The organism is Nonomuraea gerenzanensis (genome assembly GCF_020215645.1).
In the GTDB taxonomy this organism is placed as follows: Bacteria; Actinomycetota; Actinomycetes; order Streptosporangiales; family Streptosporangiaceae; genus Nonomuraea; species Nonomuraea gerenzanensis.
This window is the reverse complement of the sequence record NZ_CP084058.1, coordinates 868,299-881,994: the sequence shown is the minus strand read 5'-3', so window position 1 is coordinate 881,994 and position 13,696 is coordinate 868,299. Positions and strand designations below refer to the sequence as shown.

At 70.5% G+C, this 13,696-nt stretch carries 14 protein-coding genes and 1 tRNA gene; 4 read left to right on the top strand and 11 right to left on the bottom strand.

Translation table 11 applies throughout. From position 1 onward, the window contains the following. Window positions 1–4: 4 nt before the first annotated feature. Both secE and LCN96_RS04570 read right to left on the bottom strand, forming a co-directional pair. Entirely contained in the window at window positions 5–250 is a 246-nt protein-coding gene (gene secE / locus LCN96_RS04575) for a preprotein translocase subunit SecE (RefSeq protein WP_187415017.1), read from the bottom strand. A 77-nt stretch (window positions 251–327) separates the two neighbouring features. Continuing rightward, a tRNA-Trp gene (locus LCN96_RS04570) sits at window positions 328–400 on the bottom strand. A 168-nt stretch (window positions 401–568) separates the two neighbouring features. Here LCN96_RS04570 and LCN96_RS04565 point away from each other — a divergent pair. Next, a complete protein-coding gene (locus LCN96_RS04565; RefSeq protein WP_225271332.1) occupies window positions 569–1,777 on the top strand; it encodes a pyridoxal phosphate-dependent aminotransferase in 1,209 nt (402 codons plus the stop codon). On the opposite strand, the gene LCN96_RS04560 is transcribed toward LCN96_RS04565, so the two are convergent. Together LCN96_RS04560 and LCN96_RS04555 are read right to left on the bottom strand one after the other, a co-directional pair. Then, a complete protein-coding gene (locus LCN96_RS04560; RefSeq protein WP_225271331.1) occupies window positions 1,774–2,283 on the bottom strand; it encodes a hypothetical protein in 510 nt (169 codons plus the stop codon). The two genes, LCN96_RS04565 and LCN96_RS04560, sit on opposite strands and share 4 nt — an antisense overlap. A gap of 39 nt (window positions 2,284–2,322) precedes the next feature. Next, complete coding sequence (locus LCN96_RS04555) at window positions 2,323–2,994, bottom strand: hypothetical protein (RefSeq protein WP_225271330.1); 672 nt, start codon at window positions 2,992–2,994, stop codon at window positions 2,323–2,325. A gap of 83 nt (window positions 2,995–3,077) precedes the next feature. Here LCN96_RS04555 and LCN96_RS04550 point away from each other — a divergent pair, with 83 nt between their 5' ends. Continuing rightward, entirely contained in the window at window positions 3,078–4,103 is a 1,026-nt protein-coding gene (locus tag LCN96_RS04550) for an adenosine deaminase (RefSeq protein WP_225271329.1), read from the top strand. Here the strand turns inward: LCN96_RS04550 and LCN96_RS04545 are convergent. Beyond that, window positions 4,089–5,132 carry a hypothetical protein gene (locus LCN96_RS04545; protein WP_225271328.1) on the bottom strand — a complete coding sequence of 348 codons (1,044 nt, stop codon included), beginning with the start codon at window positions 5,130–5,132 and terminating at the stop codon, window positions 4,089–4,091. The genes LCN96_RS04550 and LCN96_RS04545 overlap by 15 nt on opposite strands. Window positions 5,133–5,172: 40 nt before the next feature. Then, the gene (locus tag LCN96_RS04540) at window positions 5,173–5,712 is read right to left on the bottom strand and encodes an RNA polymerase sigma factor (RefSeq protein WP_225271327.1); all 540 of its coding nucleotides are present in this window, start codon (window positions 5,710–5,712) and stop codon (window positions 5,173–5,175) included. Between the two features lie 124 nt (window positions 5,713–5,836). Here LCN96_RS04540 and LCN96_RS04535 point away from each other — a divergent pair, with 124 nt between their 5' ends. Then, entirely contained in the window at window positions 5,837–6,577 is a 741-nt protein-coding gene (locus LCN96_RS04535) for a class I SAM-dependent methyltransferase (protein ID WP_225271326.1), read from the top strand. Between the two features lie 45 nt (window positions 6,578–6,622). Here the strand turns inward: LCN96_RS04535 and LCN96_RS04530 are convergent, their stop codons facing one another. The 5 genes from LCN96_RS04530 to LCN96_RS04510 all read right to left on the bottom strand — a co-directional run bounded on the left by LCN96_RS04530 (window position 6,623) and on the right by LCN96_RS04510 (window position 13,128). Next, window positions 6,623–7,516, bottom strand: coding sequence for a carbohydrate ABC transporter permease (locus LCN96_RS04530; RefSeq protein WP_225271325.1), 894 nt, complete (start codon window positions 7,514–7,516; stop codon window positions 6,623–6,625). Continuing rightward, entirely contained in the window at window positions 7,516–8,436 is a 921-nt protein-coding gene (locus LCN96_RS04525) for a carbohydrate ABC transporter permease (protein ID WP_225271324.1), read from the bottom strand. Before LCN96_RS04525 ends, LCN96_RS04530 begins: the two co-directional genes overlap by 1 nt. 64 nt (window positions 8,437–8,500) lie before the next feature. Then, window positions 8,501–9,772 carry an extracellular solute-binding protein gene (locus LCN96_RS04520; RefSeq protein WP_225271323.1) on the bottom strand — a complete coding sequence of 424 codons (1,272 nt, stop codon included), beginning with the start codon at window positions 9,770–9,772 and terminating at the stop codon, window positions 8,501–8,503. Window positions 9,773–9,977: 205 nt separating this feature from the next. Next, window positions 9,978–11,849, bottom strand: a complete 1,872-nt coding sequence (locus tag LCN96_RS04515) for an acyl-CoA dehydrogenase family protein (protein ID WP_225271322.1) — start codon at window positions 11,847–11,849, stop codon at window positions 9,978–9,980. 67 nt (window positions 11,850–11,916) lie between these two features. After that, the gene (locus LCN96_RS04510) at window positions 11,917–13,128 is read right to left on the bottom strand and encodes an APC family permease (protein ID WP_225271321.1); all 1,212 of its coding nucleotides are present in this window, start codon (window positions 13,126–13,128) and stop codon (window positions 11,917–11,919) included. Between the two features lie 93 nt (window positions 13,129–13,221). Here LCN96_RS04510 and LCN96_RS04505 point away from each other — a divergent pair, with 93 nt between their 5' ends. Then, window positions 13,222–13,683 (top strand): Lrp/AsnC family transcriptional regulator, encoded by a 462-nt coding sequence (locus tag LCN96_RS04505; protein ID WP_225271320.1) that lies wholly within the window; start codon window positions 13,222–13,224, stop codon window positions 13,681–13,683. Window positions 13,684–13,696 lie beyond the last annotated feature (13 nt).

Here is a 13,696-nt window from a genome sequence, read left to right as displayed (position 1 = left end):
TCGGTCAGGATCCGCCGAAGACGCGGAGGACCGCCCATCCCAGGGCGCTGTCGAGCCCGTACACGATCGCAACCATGATCAGAACGAATATCAGAACGACCGTGGTGTAGGTGATGAGATCCTTGCGTGTCGGCCAAATGACCTTACGAAGCTCGTTGACGACCTGCCGGTAGAAGAGGGCAGGAGAAGTGCGCGTCTTCTTCTCGCCACTAGGCTTGTCTGCGGTCTCGCCGCGCGTGTCGATCGCCACAGTCCTCACCTGATCCGTCGTATCCAACGCAGTCTTGCGGCGCGCTTACACGCCTATTGTTGCGCGGACCGCACTCGCAGGGCACGAGGGACTCGAACCCCCAACCGCCGGTTTTGGAGACCGGTGCGCTACCAATTGCGCCAGTGCCCTATGTCGTCAACCAGACTACCCTGATCGACTCACTGCCTGGACCGAACCGCTCGCCGACATGCGGCGGAAGGACCAGGCGAAAGCATACGGGTGATTGCCCGTCACGTCGAACCAAAACCTGATCGCCCAGGTCACGCGCATCTCAGGGCCGCGTGGGAGCATGGAGGCATGTCCACCCGATCCCGCATCTCCGCGAGAATTTCCGCGATTTCCGAGTCCGCCACGCTCGCCGTCGACGCCAAGGCGAAGGCGATGAAGGCGGCAGGGCGCCCCGTCATCGGCTTCGGCGCGGGTGAGCCGGACTTCCCGACGCCCGCGTACATCGTCGAGGCGGCGATCGAGGCGGCCCGCGAGCCGCGCTTCCACAAGTACACCCCCGCCGGCGGCCTGCCCGAGCTGAAGCAGGCGATCGCCGCCAAGACGCTGCGTGACTCCGGCTACGCAGCCGAGGCCTCGCAGGTGCTGGTCACCAACGGCGGCAAGCAGGCGGTGTACGAGGCGTTCGCGACGCTCCTCGACCCCGGCGACGAGGTGCTGGTCGTCGCCCCCTACTGGACGACCTACCCCGAGGCGATCAAGCTGGCGGGCGGCGTGCAGGTGGACGTCGTGACCGACGAGTCCACCGGCTACCTCGTGAGCGTGGACCAGCTGGAGGCGGCGCGCACCGAGCGGACGAAGGTGCTGCTGTTCGTCTCGCCGTCCAACCCGACGGGCGCCGTCCATTCGCGCGAGGAGACGGTGGCGATCGGCCGGTGGGCGGCCGAGCACGGCCTCTGGGTCGTCACGGACGAGATCTACGAGCACCTCGTGTACGGCGGCGCCGAGTTCACCAGCATCGCCACGGCCGTCCCCGAGCTGGGCGACCGGGTCGTGATCCTCAACGGCGTGGCCAAGACGTACGCGATGACGGGCTGGCGCGTGGGCTGGCTGATCGGCCCGTCCGACGTGGTCAAGGCCGCCACCAACCTGCAGTCGCACGCCACCTCCAACGTCTCCAACGTCGCCCAGATGGCGGCGCTGGCGGCGGTGTCGGGCGACCTGTCGGCGGTCGCGGAGATGCGGGCCGCCTTCGACCGGCGCAGGCAGGCGATGGTGCGGATGCTGAACGAGATCCCCGGCGTCTTCTGCCCTGAGCCGAAGGGGGCGTTCTACGCGTACCCGTCGGTCAAGGCGCTGATCGGCAAGGAGCTGCGCGGCAGGACGCCGCGCTCGTCCGCCGAGCTGGCGGAGCTGATCCTGGAGGAGGCCGAGGTCGCCGTCGTGCCGGGCGAGGCTTTCGGGACCCCGGGTTACTTCAGGCTGTCCTACGCGCTCGGTGACGACGATCTGGCCGAGGGCGTCAGCCGGATGGGCAAGCTGCTCGCCGAGGCGCACTAGGCGCTGATGTCGGCGGCGATCGGTCTGATGTCGTCGGCGAGGCCGGGCGTCGCCCCGATGTAGACGGCGGTGCCCGGCCGCTCCAGCCACATGAAGTTGCGCACGCCTGTCCGGGTGGTCCAGCGCAGGGCGGGCTTGCCCCCGTACGCCGTGAGCGTGGACCTGGCGACCAGCGTGGCGAACTGCTCGGCCGTGCGCACCCCGCACACCACGCCGACGTACATGCGCTCGTCGTTGTCGCTCCAGATGCGGCCCTCGACCTTGTGCGGCCGGGCGAGCGAGTCGAGGCGGGCGAACGTGCCGGCCGGGGTGAGCCCCGAGGGCGCGGCCGGCACCCGCACGTCGGTGCCGTCGCAGGACAGCGCGATCGTGCTGCCGCTGCTGCCTGAGGTGGTGACAGGCTCGGGCCGCGGCGGGGTGGTCCTGGGCTCCTGCCCCTCACCGCCCCCGCCGGCACCGCACGCCGTCAGCGTGAGCATGAGGAGAACCGCCGCCAACCGCCGCATCGACCCCCCATGACATGAGTGGAACCAGGGAAAAGGCTCCTAGTCTCCTACAGGAGCCTTGACCGAGGCGGCAATAGCGACGAGTTCCCCGCCGAGGGAGTCGCTGACGCGGATCCACGCACCCGTTCCCGGGCGTTCGAGCCAGGCGATCACGCGTCCGCCGTCCGGATGCCTGCCCGCCATGGCGGGCCTGCCGCGGACGGTGGTCGCGCGGGCGTCCAGCACGGTGACCCGCTCGCGGTAGCCGTCCCAGTCGGCGGCTACCGTACCGCGCTCCACCTGCACCTCGACGAATCCGCCCGGCGAGCGGAACGTGGCCGCGGCGCTCGGGCCCGTGACCCGGCCGCCGCGGCGTTCGAGCCCTCGGGGCAGGTACGTGAACCAGAAGCCGTCGGAGACTACCCAGAGCGCCGGTTTCGAGGCGGCACGGACCAGGCTCGGCTGCCCGGCCGAGGCGGCGGCCGGGCGGTCGGCGCTCCGGCTGGGCGCCGGCGCGGCCTGGCCGGATCCTGGTGGCACGGGGGCGGGCTGGCCGGGCTCGGGTGGCACGGGCCCGGGTGGCACGGGGGCTGGGGTGGGCAGGGCGGTGTGCGGCAGGCGTCCGAAGCCCGAGGAGAACAGGCCGTAGATGATCAGGGACGTGACTCCGAACGCCAGCGCCGCCAGCACCGCGCGCCATCCCTGGCCGATGCGGTGCCCGTCGGGGATCATGCCTCGTTGATCCCCCACCGGGTCCGGTCCGTACCGTCCCCAACGCGCGAACCCGCTCTGAGGTTGAGTGGCAAGATATGCAGATGCTCCGGCCCCTGCATACGCTCCCCAAGGCTCATCTTCATCTGCACTTCACCGGCTCGATGCGGCACTCGACCCTGATCGAGCTGGCCAGGGAGCAGGGGCTCACCCTCCCCGACGCGCTGGAGCAGGACTGGCCGCCCAAGCTGCGGGCGACGGACGAGCGGGGCTGGTTCAGGTTCCAGCGGCTGTACGACATCGCCAGGTCCGTGCTGACCCGCCCGGAATACGTCTACCGGCTGATGCGGGAGACCGCGGAGGACGAGGTGGCGGCCGGATCGCGGTGGCTGGAGATCCAGGTGGACCCGTCCGGGTTCGCACAGCGCTTCGGCGGGCTGACGGCCACGCTGGAGCTGATGCTGGACGCGGTGGAGCAGGCCTCCCGGTACGCGGGCGTCGGCATCGCGGTGATCGTCGCCGCCAACCGCACCCGCCACCCCCTCGACGCCAACACCCTGGCCCGCCTGGCCACCCAGTACGCCGGCAAGGGCGTGATCGGCTTCGGCCTGTCCAACGACGAGCGGCGCGCCGCGGCCAGGGACTTCGAGCGGGCCTTCCGGATCGCCAAGCGCGGCGGCCTGCTCGCGGTGCCGCACGGCGGCGAGCTGCTCGGCCCGCGCAGCGTGGCCCAGTGCGTGGACGACCTCGGCGCCGACCGGGTCGGGCACGGGGTGCGGGCGGCCGAGGACGAGCGGCTGATGCAGCGGCTGGCCGACCGGCAGATCTGCTGCGAGGTCTGCCCGACCTCGAACGTGGGGCTGGGGGTGGCCGAGCGGGCGGCGGACGTGCCGGTGCGGCGGCTGTTCGACGCGGGGGTGCCGATCGCGCTGGGGGCCGATGACCCGCTGCTGTTCGGGACGCGGCTGTTGCGGCAGTACGAGCTGGCCAGGGAGGTGTACGGGTTCAGCGACGCGGAGGTGGCGGAGCTGGCGCGGCAGTCCGTACGGTCGTCGGCGGCGCCGGAGTCGGTGCGCAAGGAGCTGCTGAAGGGTGTGGACGACTGGCTCACGCGGTCACTGGATGGATGACGCGATGCGGACGGCCTCCGCCATGGTGCCCGCTCCCTCCAGGCGGTAGTTGAGGCCGTCCTGCTGCCAGATGAGCGTGGCGGCGGCCTGGCGGAGGGGGACCTGGGTGCCGTCCTGGCGCGGGATGTAGCCGAGGGGGTGCTCGCCGGGGATCCACCAGGCTTCCCGGCCGTTCACCTGGGTGTACTGGGGGGCGGGCGGGCCTAGCTTCTTGAAGAAGAACGGGGACACGGTGCCGTCGAACTGGTCCAGCCTGATGCCACCCGGCCAGAACATCGACACCACCCTGCCGTCGTCGGCCACCGTGACTCGCTGCGGCTCGCCCAGTGCCGATGGGGTTCTCGTCGGGAATCTCGCCTCGCCGGGGAGGGTGGATGGTGAGACCTGGTGCTCGCCTGGGAGGTCGGCCGTGGTGGTGACGGGTGGGGGTGTCGTCTCGCTCAGCTCTATCTCGATGCCGGCGAAGCGCAGGATCTGGGTCACTGCGGCTCGGCCCTGCGGGGTGGCGGCCGTCACCGTGATCACGGCGATCACCACTGCCGCCACGATCGCCCACCTCGTCCGCCGGCCACGCCGCGCCGGCCCCCACCGACCACCGTCCCGCCGACCCGGCGCCCGGGAGTCCCTGCGGGTGTGCGGCCGCACACGGCCGACGACCGGCCCGTGCGCCGGATCCGGCACCGGCGCTCCGGCGTCGGGCGCACCGGACGCGGCAGGCGCCTGGGCATCGGGCGCGGCAGGCGCCTGGGCATCGGGCGCGGCAGGCGCCTGGGCATCGGGCGCGGCGGCCTCGGGCACGGCTGGCCGCACGGCGTCGGGCGCGACGGGCGGCATGGCGTCGGGCGGCGCAGCGGCGTCGGGCTCACGGCCGCCAGGCGCGGAGGCGTCGCGCGTGCCCGTGGCGGGCGTGCCGCCGGTGCCGGTGGCGCCGGCGTCCCGGGTGGCGGATTCGAGGCGGGCGCGGACCCCCGCAGCCACGTCGGACGCCGGCGGCGGGGCGGGAACGTCGAGGAAGGAGCCAAGCGCCATCAGCTCGGCCTCGAATTCATCCGAAGGCTCATCAAACGGCTCATGCGAACTCATCCCCCACCTCCTCCCGCAACCGCGCCAACCCCCGATGCGTACTGGACTTCACAGTCCCCACAGGCCAGTCGAGCACCTCCGCCGTCTCCGCCTCGCTCAGCTGTAAGAAATACCGGCACACCACGGCCTGACGTTCCCGCGCAGGCAACCCCCGCACGGCGGCCAGCAGCCGCGACCGCCGGTCGGTGGCGACGGCGGCGCCCTCGGGGTCGTCGGGGACGCGGGTGTCGGCGGTGCCGCCGAGCCGGAGTTCGAGGGAGGTGCGGCGCCCACGCGAGCGGGTCAGGTTGTGGGTCTCGTTGGCGACGATGCGCAGCAGCCACGGCCGGAAGGGCGCGTCCTTGCGGAAGCTCTGCAGGTGGCGGAACGCCTTGACGAACGCCTCCTGCACGACGTCCTCCGCCTCGTCACCGGCGCCGAGCATGAAGGCGGTACGGTGAGCGAGCGCGCTGTAGCGGGCGACCAGCACCTCGTAGGCCGCCAGATCACCGTCGAGCGAGCGGGCGATCGCCTCGTCGTCGTCCATGGCGAGTCAGATTCCACCGCAAACGGGTCGCGCGCGGAAGGGCGATCCGCAGATCGTGTCATCCTGGTGACTGTCCAGGGCACTAGACTCGGGCAATCCATGAGCCCCTCGAAGGAACGGGATTATGTCTTCTGGGTATGACCGTGTAGTACAACCGGCGGCCGGTGACGAGGCCCTGGAGAACCACCTGGGTGGGGACGAGGCCAAGAACTATCGGCAGTACGAGTTCGACATGGTCGCACCGCATGTCGGCCGCTCGATGCTGGAGATCGGCTCGGGGCTGGGCCACTTCGCCGAGCAGTTCCTGCCGCGCCTCGACCGGCTCGTGGTGAGCGACTTCGACCCCTACTGCGTGGAGCAGCTGGACAAGCGCTTCGCCGACCGCGACGACATCAGCGTCCTGCAGTTCGGCCTGCCGACGGACATCCCGCTGGAGGACAAGGTCGACACGGTCGTCATGATGAACGTGCTGGAGCACATCGAGGACGACGCGGAGGCGCTGCGCTCGCTGGCGCGCGTGACGCTGCCCGGCGGGCGGATCATCATCTGGGTGCCGGGCTACATGCAGCTGTACGGCGACTTCGACCGCAAGGTGGGCCACGTCCAGCGCTACACGCCCAAGACGCTGAGCAGGACGGTCGCCAGGGCTGGGCTCGACATCGAGGTGCTCAAGCCGATCAACTTCCTGGGCGGCATCGCCTGGTGGGCGGCCGTGCGCCGGGGCGGCGTGGGCTACCCCGACCCGCGCCTGGTCAAGATCTACGACCGCACGGTGGTGCCGATGACCAGGCTCATCGAGCGGTTCGTCACGCCGCCGTTCGGCCAGACCGTGTTCTGCGTGGCCCGCGTGCCGCAGCCGCGGTAACACGCCCGGCCGCACCCGGGGATCTCGCGGGCGCGGCCGGACGGGCTACTTGATGGAGCCGGCGGTCAGACCGCCGACCACCTTCCGCTCGATCAGGGCGAACAGGATGATCACCGGGATGGTGGCGATCACCGAGCCGGCGAACAGGTTCTGCCAGTCCACCTGGTACTGCCCGATGAACGAGTTGAGCGCCACGGGGAGCGGCTGGTTCTCGGTCGTGGTGGTGAGGGTGAGCGCGACCACGAACTCGTTCCACGCGGCGATGAACGTGAAGATCAGCGCGGTGATGACGCCGGGCATGGCCAGCGGCAGCGTGATCCTGAACAGCGCGCCGAAGCGCCCGTTCCCGTCGATGAAGGCGGCCTCCTCCAGCTCGCGCGGGATGGAGGAGAAGTACGCGTTCAGGATCCACACGGCGAAGGCCAGGTTGAAGCCGCCGTTGACGAGGATCAGCGCCCAGATCGAGTCCACCAGCCCGAACTGGAAGAACTCGCGGTAGATGCCGACCACCATGGCGGTGGGCTGGAACATCTGGGTGATCAGCACGAGGATCAGGAACGCGGTGCGGCCCCGGAAGTTGTGCCGGGCCGAGTAGTACGCGGCGGGCAGCGCGACCAGCAGTACGAGCAGCGTCGAGCCGGCCGCCACCTTGATCGTCACCCACAGGTTGCCTGCCAGGCCGCTGCCCCAGAAGTCGGTGAGGTTCGACCACACCCACTCGTCGGGCCAGAAGGTCACGTCGCGCAGCGACTCCTGCGAGCGCAACGAGGTCAGCAGCATGACCACGTACGGGAACAGGAACAGCAACGCCACGACGTAGGCGGTGGCGGCGATGAGCACGGTCTTGAGCTTCGGCATCGCCCGGCGGGCCGCGCCGCGGCCCGTGCGCGCGTGGTGGTGGTGCGGCTTGGCCTGCGCCGGCATGGTCTTGACGGCCATCAGGCCACCTCCTTGTTCCACCGCGACACCTTCAGGAAGATCACCGTCAGGACGATCACCATGCCGAAGTTGACGACGGACATGGCGGCCGATTCGCCGATGTCGGAGCCCTTGAGGATGTACATGAGGATGGTCGAGGTGGCGGTCGAGTAGCCGGGCTGCCCGTGGGTCATGGCCCAGATGATCGGGAAGCTGTTGAAGACGTTCATGACGTTGATCAGCGCCGCCACGGTGAGCGCGGGGCGCAGCAGCGGCAGCGTGATCGACCAGTACGTCCGCAGGCGTCCCGCGCCGTCCATCCTGGCGGCCTCGTAGACGTCGGCGGGGATCGTGGCGAGCCCGGCCAGCAGCGCGTACGTGGTGAACGGCACCGAGACGAAGACGGCCACGAACACCAGCCACGGCATGGCCGTGGAGGCGTCGCCGAGCTGGTCGGCGGCGGCTCCGCCCATCGCGTCGATGAGCCCGAGCTTGACCCGGATCTGGTTGATCACGCCGACCTCGGGGTCGAGCATCCACTTGAAGATGATGGCCGTCATCAGCACCGAGGCGGCCCACGGCGCGATGAGCGCCCAGCGGGCCAGCTTGCGCAGCGGGAAGCGCTGGTTGAAGAGCTGGGCCAGGGCCAGCGAGACCAGCACGGTGAGCGCGACGACCGCGACCACCCAGATCACGCTGCGGAGCATGACGTCGGCGAAGTCCTTCTCGGCGAAGAGCTTCTCGTAGTTCGCGAACCCGGCCGAGCCGCGCACCACGCCCAGCCGGCTGATCTCCAGGAACGAGGACCTGATCATCTCGACCACCGGCCAGAGCACGACCAGGGCGATCAGCACGATGGCGGGCCCGACCCAGGCGAGGGGTTCGAGGGCGCGCAGGCCCCGCGATCTCGGGCGCGGCTTCTTCACGTCCAGCGTTGTCACTCAAGCACCTTTCGCAAGGACGGTACGGCCGGCGTGGCGCCGGCCGTACCGTGGTCCCGCTGGATCAGCCGGCCGCTTCCGCGGTCTTCTGCAGCTCACCGAGGACCTTGGCCGGGTCGTCCTTGACGGCCCCGCCGATCGTCTGCTTGATCGCCGGGTTCAGGGTCGCCCACTTGGGGTCCTGGAAGGGGTAGAAGCTGGCGTTGGGCAGGGCGTCGAGGAACGGCTTGAGCTTCTCGTCGCCCGACAGCTTCTGGATGCCGCCGTTGGTGACGGGCAGCAGCTTGTAGGTGTCGGAGATCTTCTCCGCGGCGCTGCCGGTGTAGAAGAAGTCGAAGAACTTCTTGATCTCGGCGGCGTGGCCGTTCTTGTTGAACGCCATGATCCAGTCCATGACGCCGAGCGTGGTGTCGAGCGGGCCGCTCTTGCCCGGGATGGGCGCGACGCCGTAGTTCTTCAGCCCGGCCGCGTCGAAGATCGGGATGGACATGGGGCCGCCGTTGACCATGCCGACCTTGCCGGCGCCGAAGTCCTCCCAGACCGTCTTGCGGTCCTTGGTGCCCGGGTTGGGGGTGGTCAGGCCGGCGTCGACCAGGCCCTTCATGTAGGTGAAGGTCTCGACGTTCTGCGGCGAGTCGATCGCCCACTTGCCGGAGGCGTCCTTGTAGCCACCGCCGTTGCCGAGCATCCACAGGAACGACTCGGCCTGGGCCTCCTCCTGGCCGAGCGGCAGGCCGAACGGCTGGGTGACGCCCTTGGCCTTCAGCTTCTCGGCGGCGGCCTTGAGCTCGTCCCAGGTCTTCGGCGGCTCGGCGATGCCGGCCTGCTCGAACAGGTCCTTGTTGTAGAACAGGGCGCGGGCGGAGGAGACGAACGGGATGCCGTACGCGGTGCCGTTCACCTTGCCGAACTCGGCGAACTTCTGCAGCATGTCGCCGGAGACGTTCGGGGACAGGACCTCGTCCACCTTGTGGAGCAGGCCGTCCTCGACGAAGCCGGAGTAGTCGCCGGTCTGCAGGATGTCCGGGACCTGGCCGTTCTGCACCATGGTGGCGACTTGCTTGTCGATGTCGTTCCAGTTGATGACCTGGACCTCGACCTTGATGTTCGGGTTCGCCTTGGTGAACTCGTCGGTGACGCCCTTCCAGAACGTCTCGCCGGAGTTCGGCTTGCCGGGGCCGTCGCCGTAGTCGGCGGCGACCATCTTCAGCGTGACCTGGCCGTCACCGGCCGCCTGGGTGTCGCCTCCGCCACCGGAGCCACCGGAACCGCAACTGGACAGGACCAGCATCGTGGCAAGGCCGAGAGCGGCGCCGCCCACAAGCTTGATGTTCACTGGAGATACCGCCTTCTCGTCGGACGGGCCCCGCTGGTCCGTACCAGCCAGCCGAGCCCTGCCCAGGGGGATGAGCACGCGGGCCAGCGCGCGTGGCCGCGTTTGCGCAAGCGTAAGCCGGAGTTCAGCAGCCGGTCTATACCGGCCTGTCTCGGTTTGGCAACACTCGGGCGGCGAAGGGCGCACAACCGGTCTAGACCGGATGTCAGAGAATCTTACGGCGGACGTTCTCCCCGCCCTCGGGCGCCCCGATCCAGGGGCCCTCGACGGACGGGTCGAGGATGCCTTCCTCGACGAAGGTGTAGCGGCCGTCCAGCACGTAACCGGCCACCCGGACGTCGTGGTTGTCGCTGTTGTCCCACAGCCGGTCGAACAGCGCGTCCACGCGGTGCCTGGACTGGCGGCAGAAGGTGTCGGCCAGCTCGTACGGCCGGCGCCCCAGGTCCTTGGAGTCCTCCTCGGCCTTGAGGCAGACGGCGGTCATCGCGTACAGCTCGGCGCCGATGTCCACGATCCTGGCCAGGAACGACTGCTTGTGCTCCAGCCTGCCCTGCCAGCGGGACATGCCGTAGAAGGTGGACCTGGCCAGCTTCCTGCTGGTCCGCTCCGCGAAGCGCAGGTGGCCGGCCAGCGGGCCGAAGTCGGCGTACGCGGTGGGCAGGTTGCCGGTGCCGGCCACCAGCGTGGGCAGCCACTTGGCGTAGAAGCGGCCGGCCCGGCGCAGGGCCTGGGCACGCTCCTGGCGGCTGGCCTCGGGGTTGATCAGCTCGCCGGCGGCCGACAGGTGCGCGTCCACCGCCTCCCGGGTGATCGCCAGGCGCATGATCTCGGAGGAGCCCTCGAAGATGCGGTTGATCCGGGAGTCGCGCAGCATCTGCTCGGCGGGCACCCCGCGCTCACCCCTGGCGACCAGCGACTCGGCGGTCTCGTAGCCGCGCCCGCCGCGGACCTGGACCAGCTCGTCGAGCACCCGGTACGACAGCTCGGAGGCGAACAGCTTGGCCAGCGCCGCCTCGATCCTGATGTCGTTGCGCCGGTCGTCGGCCAGGCGGGCGGTCAGCTCGCACACGGCCTCGACGGCGTACGCGGTGGCCACGATGAAGGCGACCTTGGTGGCCACGGCCTCGTGCAGGCCGACCTTGCGGCCCCACTGCACGCGCTCGTTTCCCCACTCGCGGGCGATCTTGACGGCCCACTTGGCGTTCCCGGCGCAGGTGGCGGGTAGCGACAGGCGCCCGGTGTTGAGCGTGGTGAGCGCGATGCGCAGCCCCTCGCCCTCCTTGCCGATGAGATTCTTGGCGGGCACCCTGACCTGGGAGAACTCGGTGACGCCGTTCTCGATGCCGCGCAGCCCCATGAACGTGTTGCGCCGCTTGACCGTGATGCCCGGCGAGTCGGCCTCGACCACGAACGCGCTGATCTTCTTGCCGGTCCTGGCCATGACCACCAGCAGGTCGGCGATGACGCCGTTGGTGGTCCAGAGCTTGACGCCGTCGAGCACGTAGTCGTCGCCGTCGCGCACGGCGGTGGTGGCCAGCCGCGCGGGGTCGGAGCCGACGTCCGGCTCGGTCAGCAGGAACGCGGAGATCTCCCCCGCCGCGCACCTGGGCAGGAACTCCCGCTTCTGCTCCTCGGTGCCGAACAGCTTGAGCGGCTGCGGCACGCCGATCGACTGGTGCGCCGACAGCAGCGTGGCCAGCGCCGGGCAGTACGAGCCGACCAGGGTGAGCGCGCGGCAGTAGTACAGGTACGGCAGGCCGAGCCCGCCGTACTCCTCCTTGATCGTGATGCCGAACGCGCCGAGCTGCGCCAGCCCCTTCACCACGTCGTCGGGCACCTGCGCGGTCCGCTCGATGAGCGCCGGATCGACGTGCGCGTCCAGGAAGCGGCGCACCGCCCTGACGAACTCCTCCCCCTTCTTGGCCGCCGCGTCGGGCAGCCCGGGTGCCGGATACACCAGGTCCAGCCGGAAGTCCCCGAGGAAGAGCTGCTTGGCGAAGCTCGGGTGCGTCCACTCCTTCTCCCGGGCCTGCTCGCCGACCTGCCTGGACTCCGCGTACTTGGCGTGCTGGGTCATGGCACCTCCCGACGTTGCGCCGTCTGTGCTCATGAGTACTGCCCGCCTGACGGCGCCCTGTCGCCGTTTATAGCCCGATTTTGTAGGAACGGCGAGGGTTGATGCTGATCGCGGCGAGTGCCACCAGGCCCAGCACGGCGGGCACCAGCAGGTACGCCCCGCAGAACGCCAGGCCCACCAGCGACATCCCGGTCCCCACGACGGCCGTGGTCCGGTGCCGGCCACGCGGCAACATCCGCACCGCCGCCGCCACCCCCGCCGAGGTGACCGCCGCCAGGCAGGCCGACGTCGCGCGCATCAGCAGATCCAGGTCGGTCGCCCAGACCAGCACCGGCACGCTGAGCGCCAGCACCAGCCCGAGACTGCGGTACGGCGTCCGCCCCGGCCCCCCGCCCCTGGCGAACCAGCGCGGCAGCGCCCCGTCCGCCGCCAGCGACGCCCCGAGCCTGGCCGCCCCGGCGATGTAGGTGTTGACCGCGCCGAACGTCAGCAGCACCGCCACCACCCCGGTGACAGGGCGGGCCACGGGGCCGAGGCCCAGCTCCAGCATCCCGGTGAGCGGCACGGCGGACATGTCCGCGCCCAGCACGCCGACGGAGGTGACGGAGACTCCCGCGTACAGCAGCCCGATCACCACGAGCGTGACCGCGGTGGCCCGCACCAGGCCGTTCCTGGTGGCGAACTCGCCCGACAGGTGGCTGGCCGCCTCCCAGCCCACGAAGGCGAACATGAGCACCCCGGCCGCACCGGCCACGCCCGCCAGGCCGTACGGGGCGAAGGGGGTGAAGTTCGCCGGATCGGCGTGCGGCGCCGCGACGAGCACGGCCGTGGCCAGCAGCGCGACGAGGAGCGCGACGAAGCCGATCTGCAGCCGCCCCGACGTGCGCAGGCCGGCGGCGTTGGCGGCGAACGCGGCGGCCAGGATGAGGCACGCGGCCAGGGTCGCGTCCACGCCCAGGCACGCCTCGACGTACTGGCCGCCGACCAGCGCGCCCGCCACCGTGCCGATGGGCACGGCGCCGTAGAACCACCAGCCGGCCACGGCGGCGGCGCGGCGGCCGAAGGCGAGCCCGACGACGGCGGCCACGCCCCCGCCGCCGGGGTAGCGCGCGCCGAGCGCGGCGAACGTCAGCGCGACCGGCACGCTCAGCGCCAGCATCCCCGCCCAGGCCAGCACCGACGCGGGCCCCGCCGCGGCGGCGGCCAGGTGCGGCAGCACCAGCATGCCCGGCCCCAGCACGGCTCCGACGAGCAGCGCCGTGCCATGCCATGCCCCCATATGTCCACTCATGACGCCGAACGTAGCCCGTCCGTTCGGTGCGATGAGGTGCCTGCCGAACGCATGGCCGGAATGGCGTGCGAACCTGGCCCTATGGATGAACTTGATTCGGCGATCATACGGCTGCTCCAAACGGATGCTCGGCAGTCCAACCGCGAGCTGGCCCGGCAGCTCGGCATCGCGCCCTCGACCTGCCTGGAACGGGTCAGGGCGCTGACCAGACGCGGCGTGATCCGCGGCTACCACGCCGACATCGACCCGGCGGCGCTCAACCGGGGCGTGCAGGCGATGGTCTCGGTGCAGGTCCGGCCGCTGAGCCGGGCGGTGATCAACACGTTCAAGGAGTCGGCGGCGGCGATGCCGGAGGTGCTGAGCGTGTTCGTGCTGGCCGGTGGCGACGACTTCCTGCTGCACGTGGGGGTGCGGGATCTCGATCACCTGCACGGGTTCCTGCTGGACCGGCTGAGCAAGCGCAAGGAGATCGTGGGGTTCCGGACGTCGGTGGTGTTCCAGCAGGTGCAGAAGGCGGTGCCGACGCGGCTCGAAGACACCTGACTTTCGTCAGGGT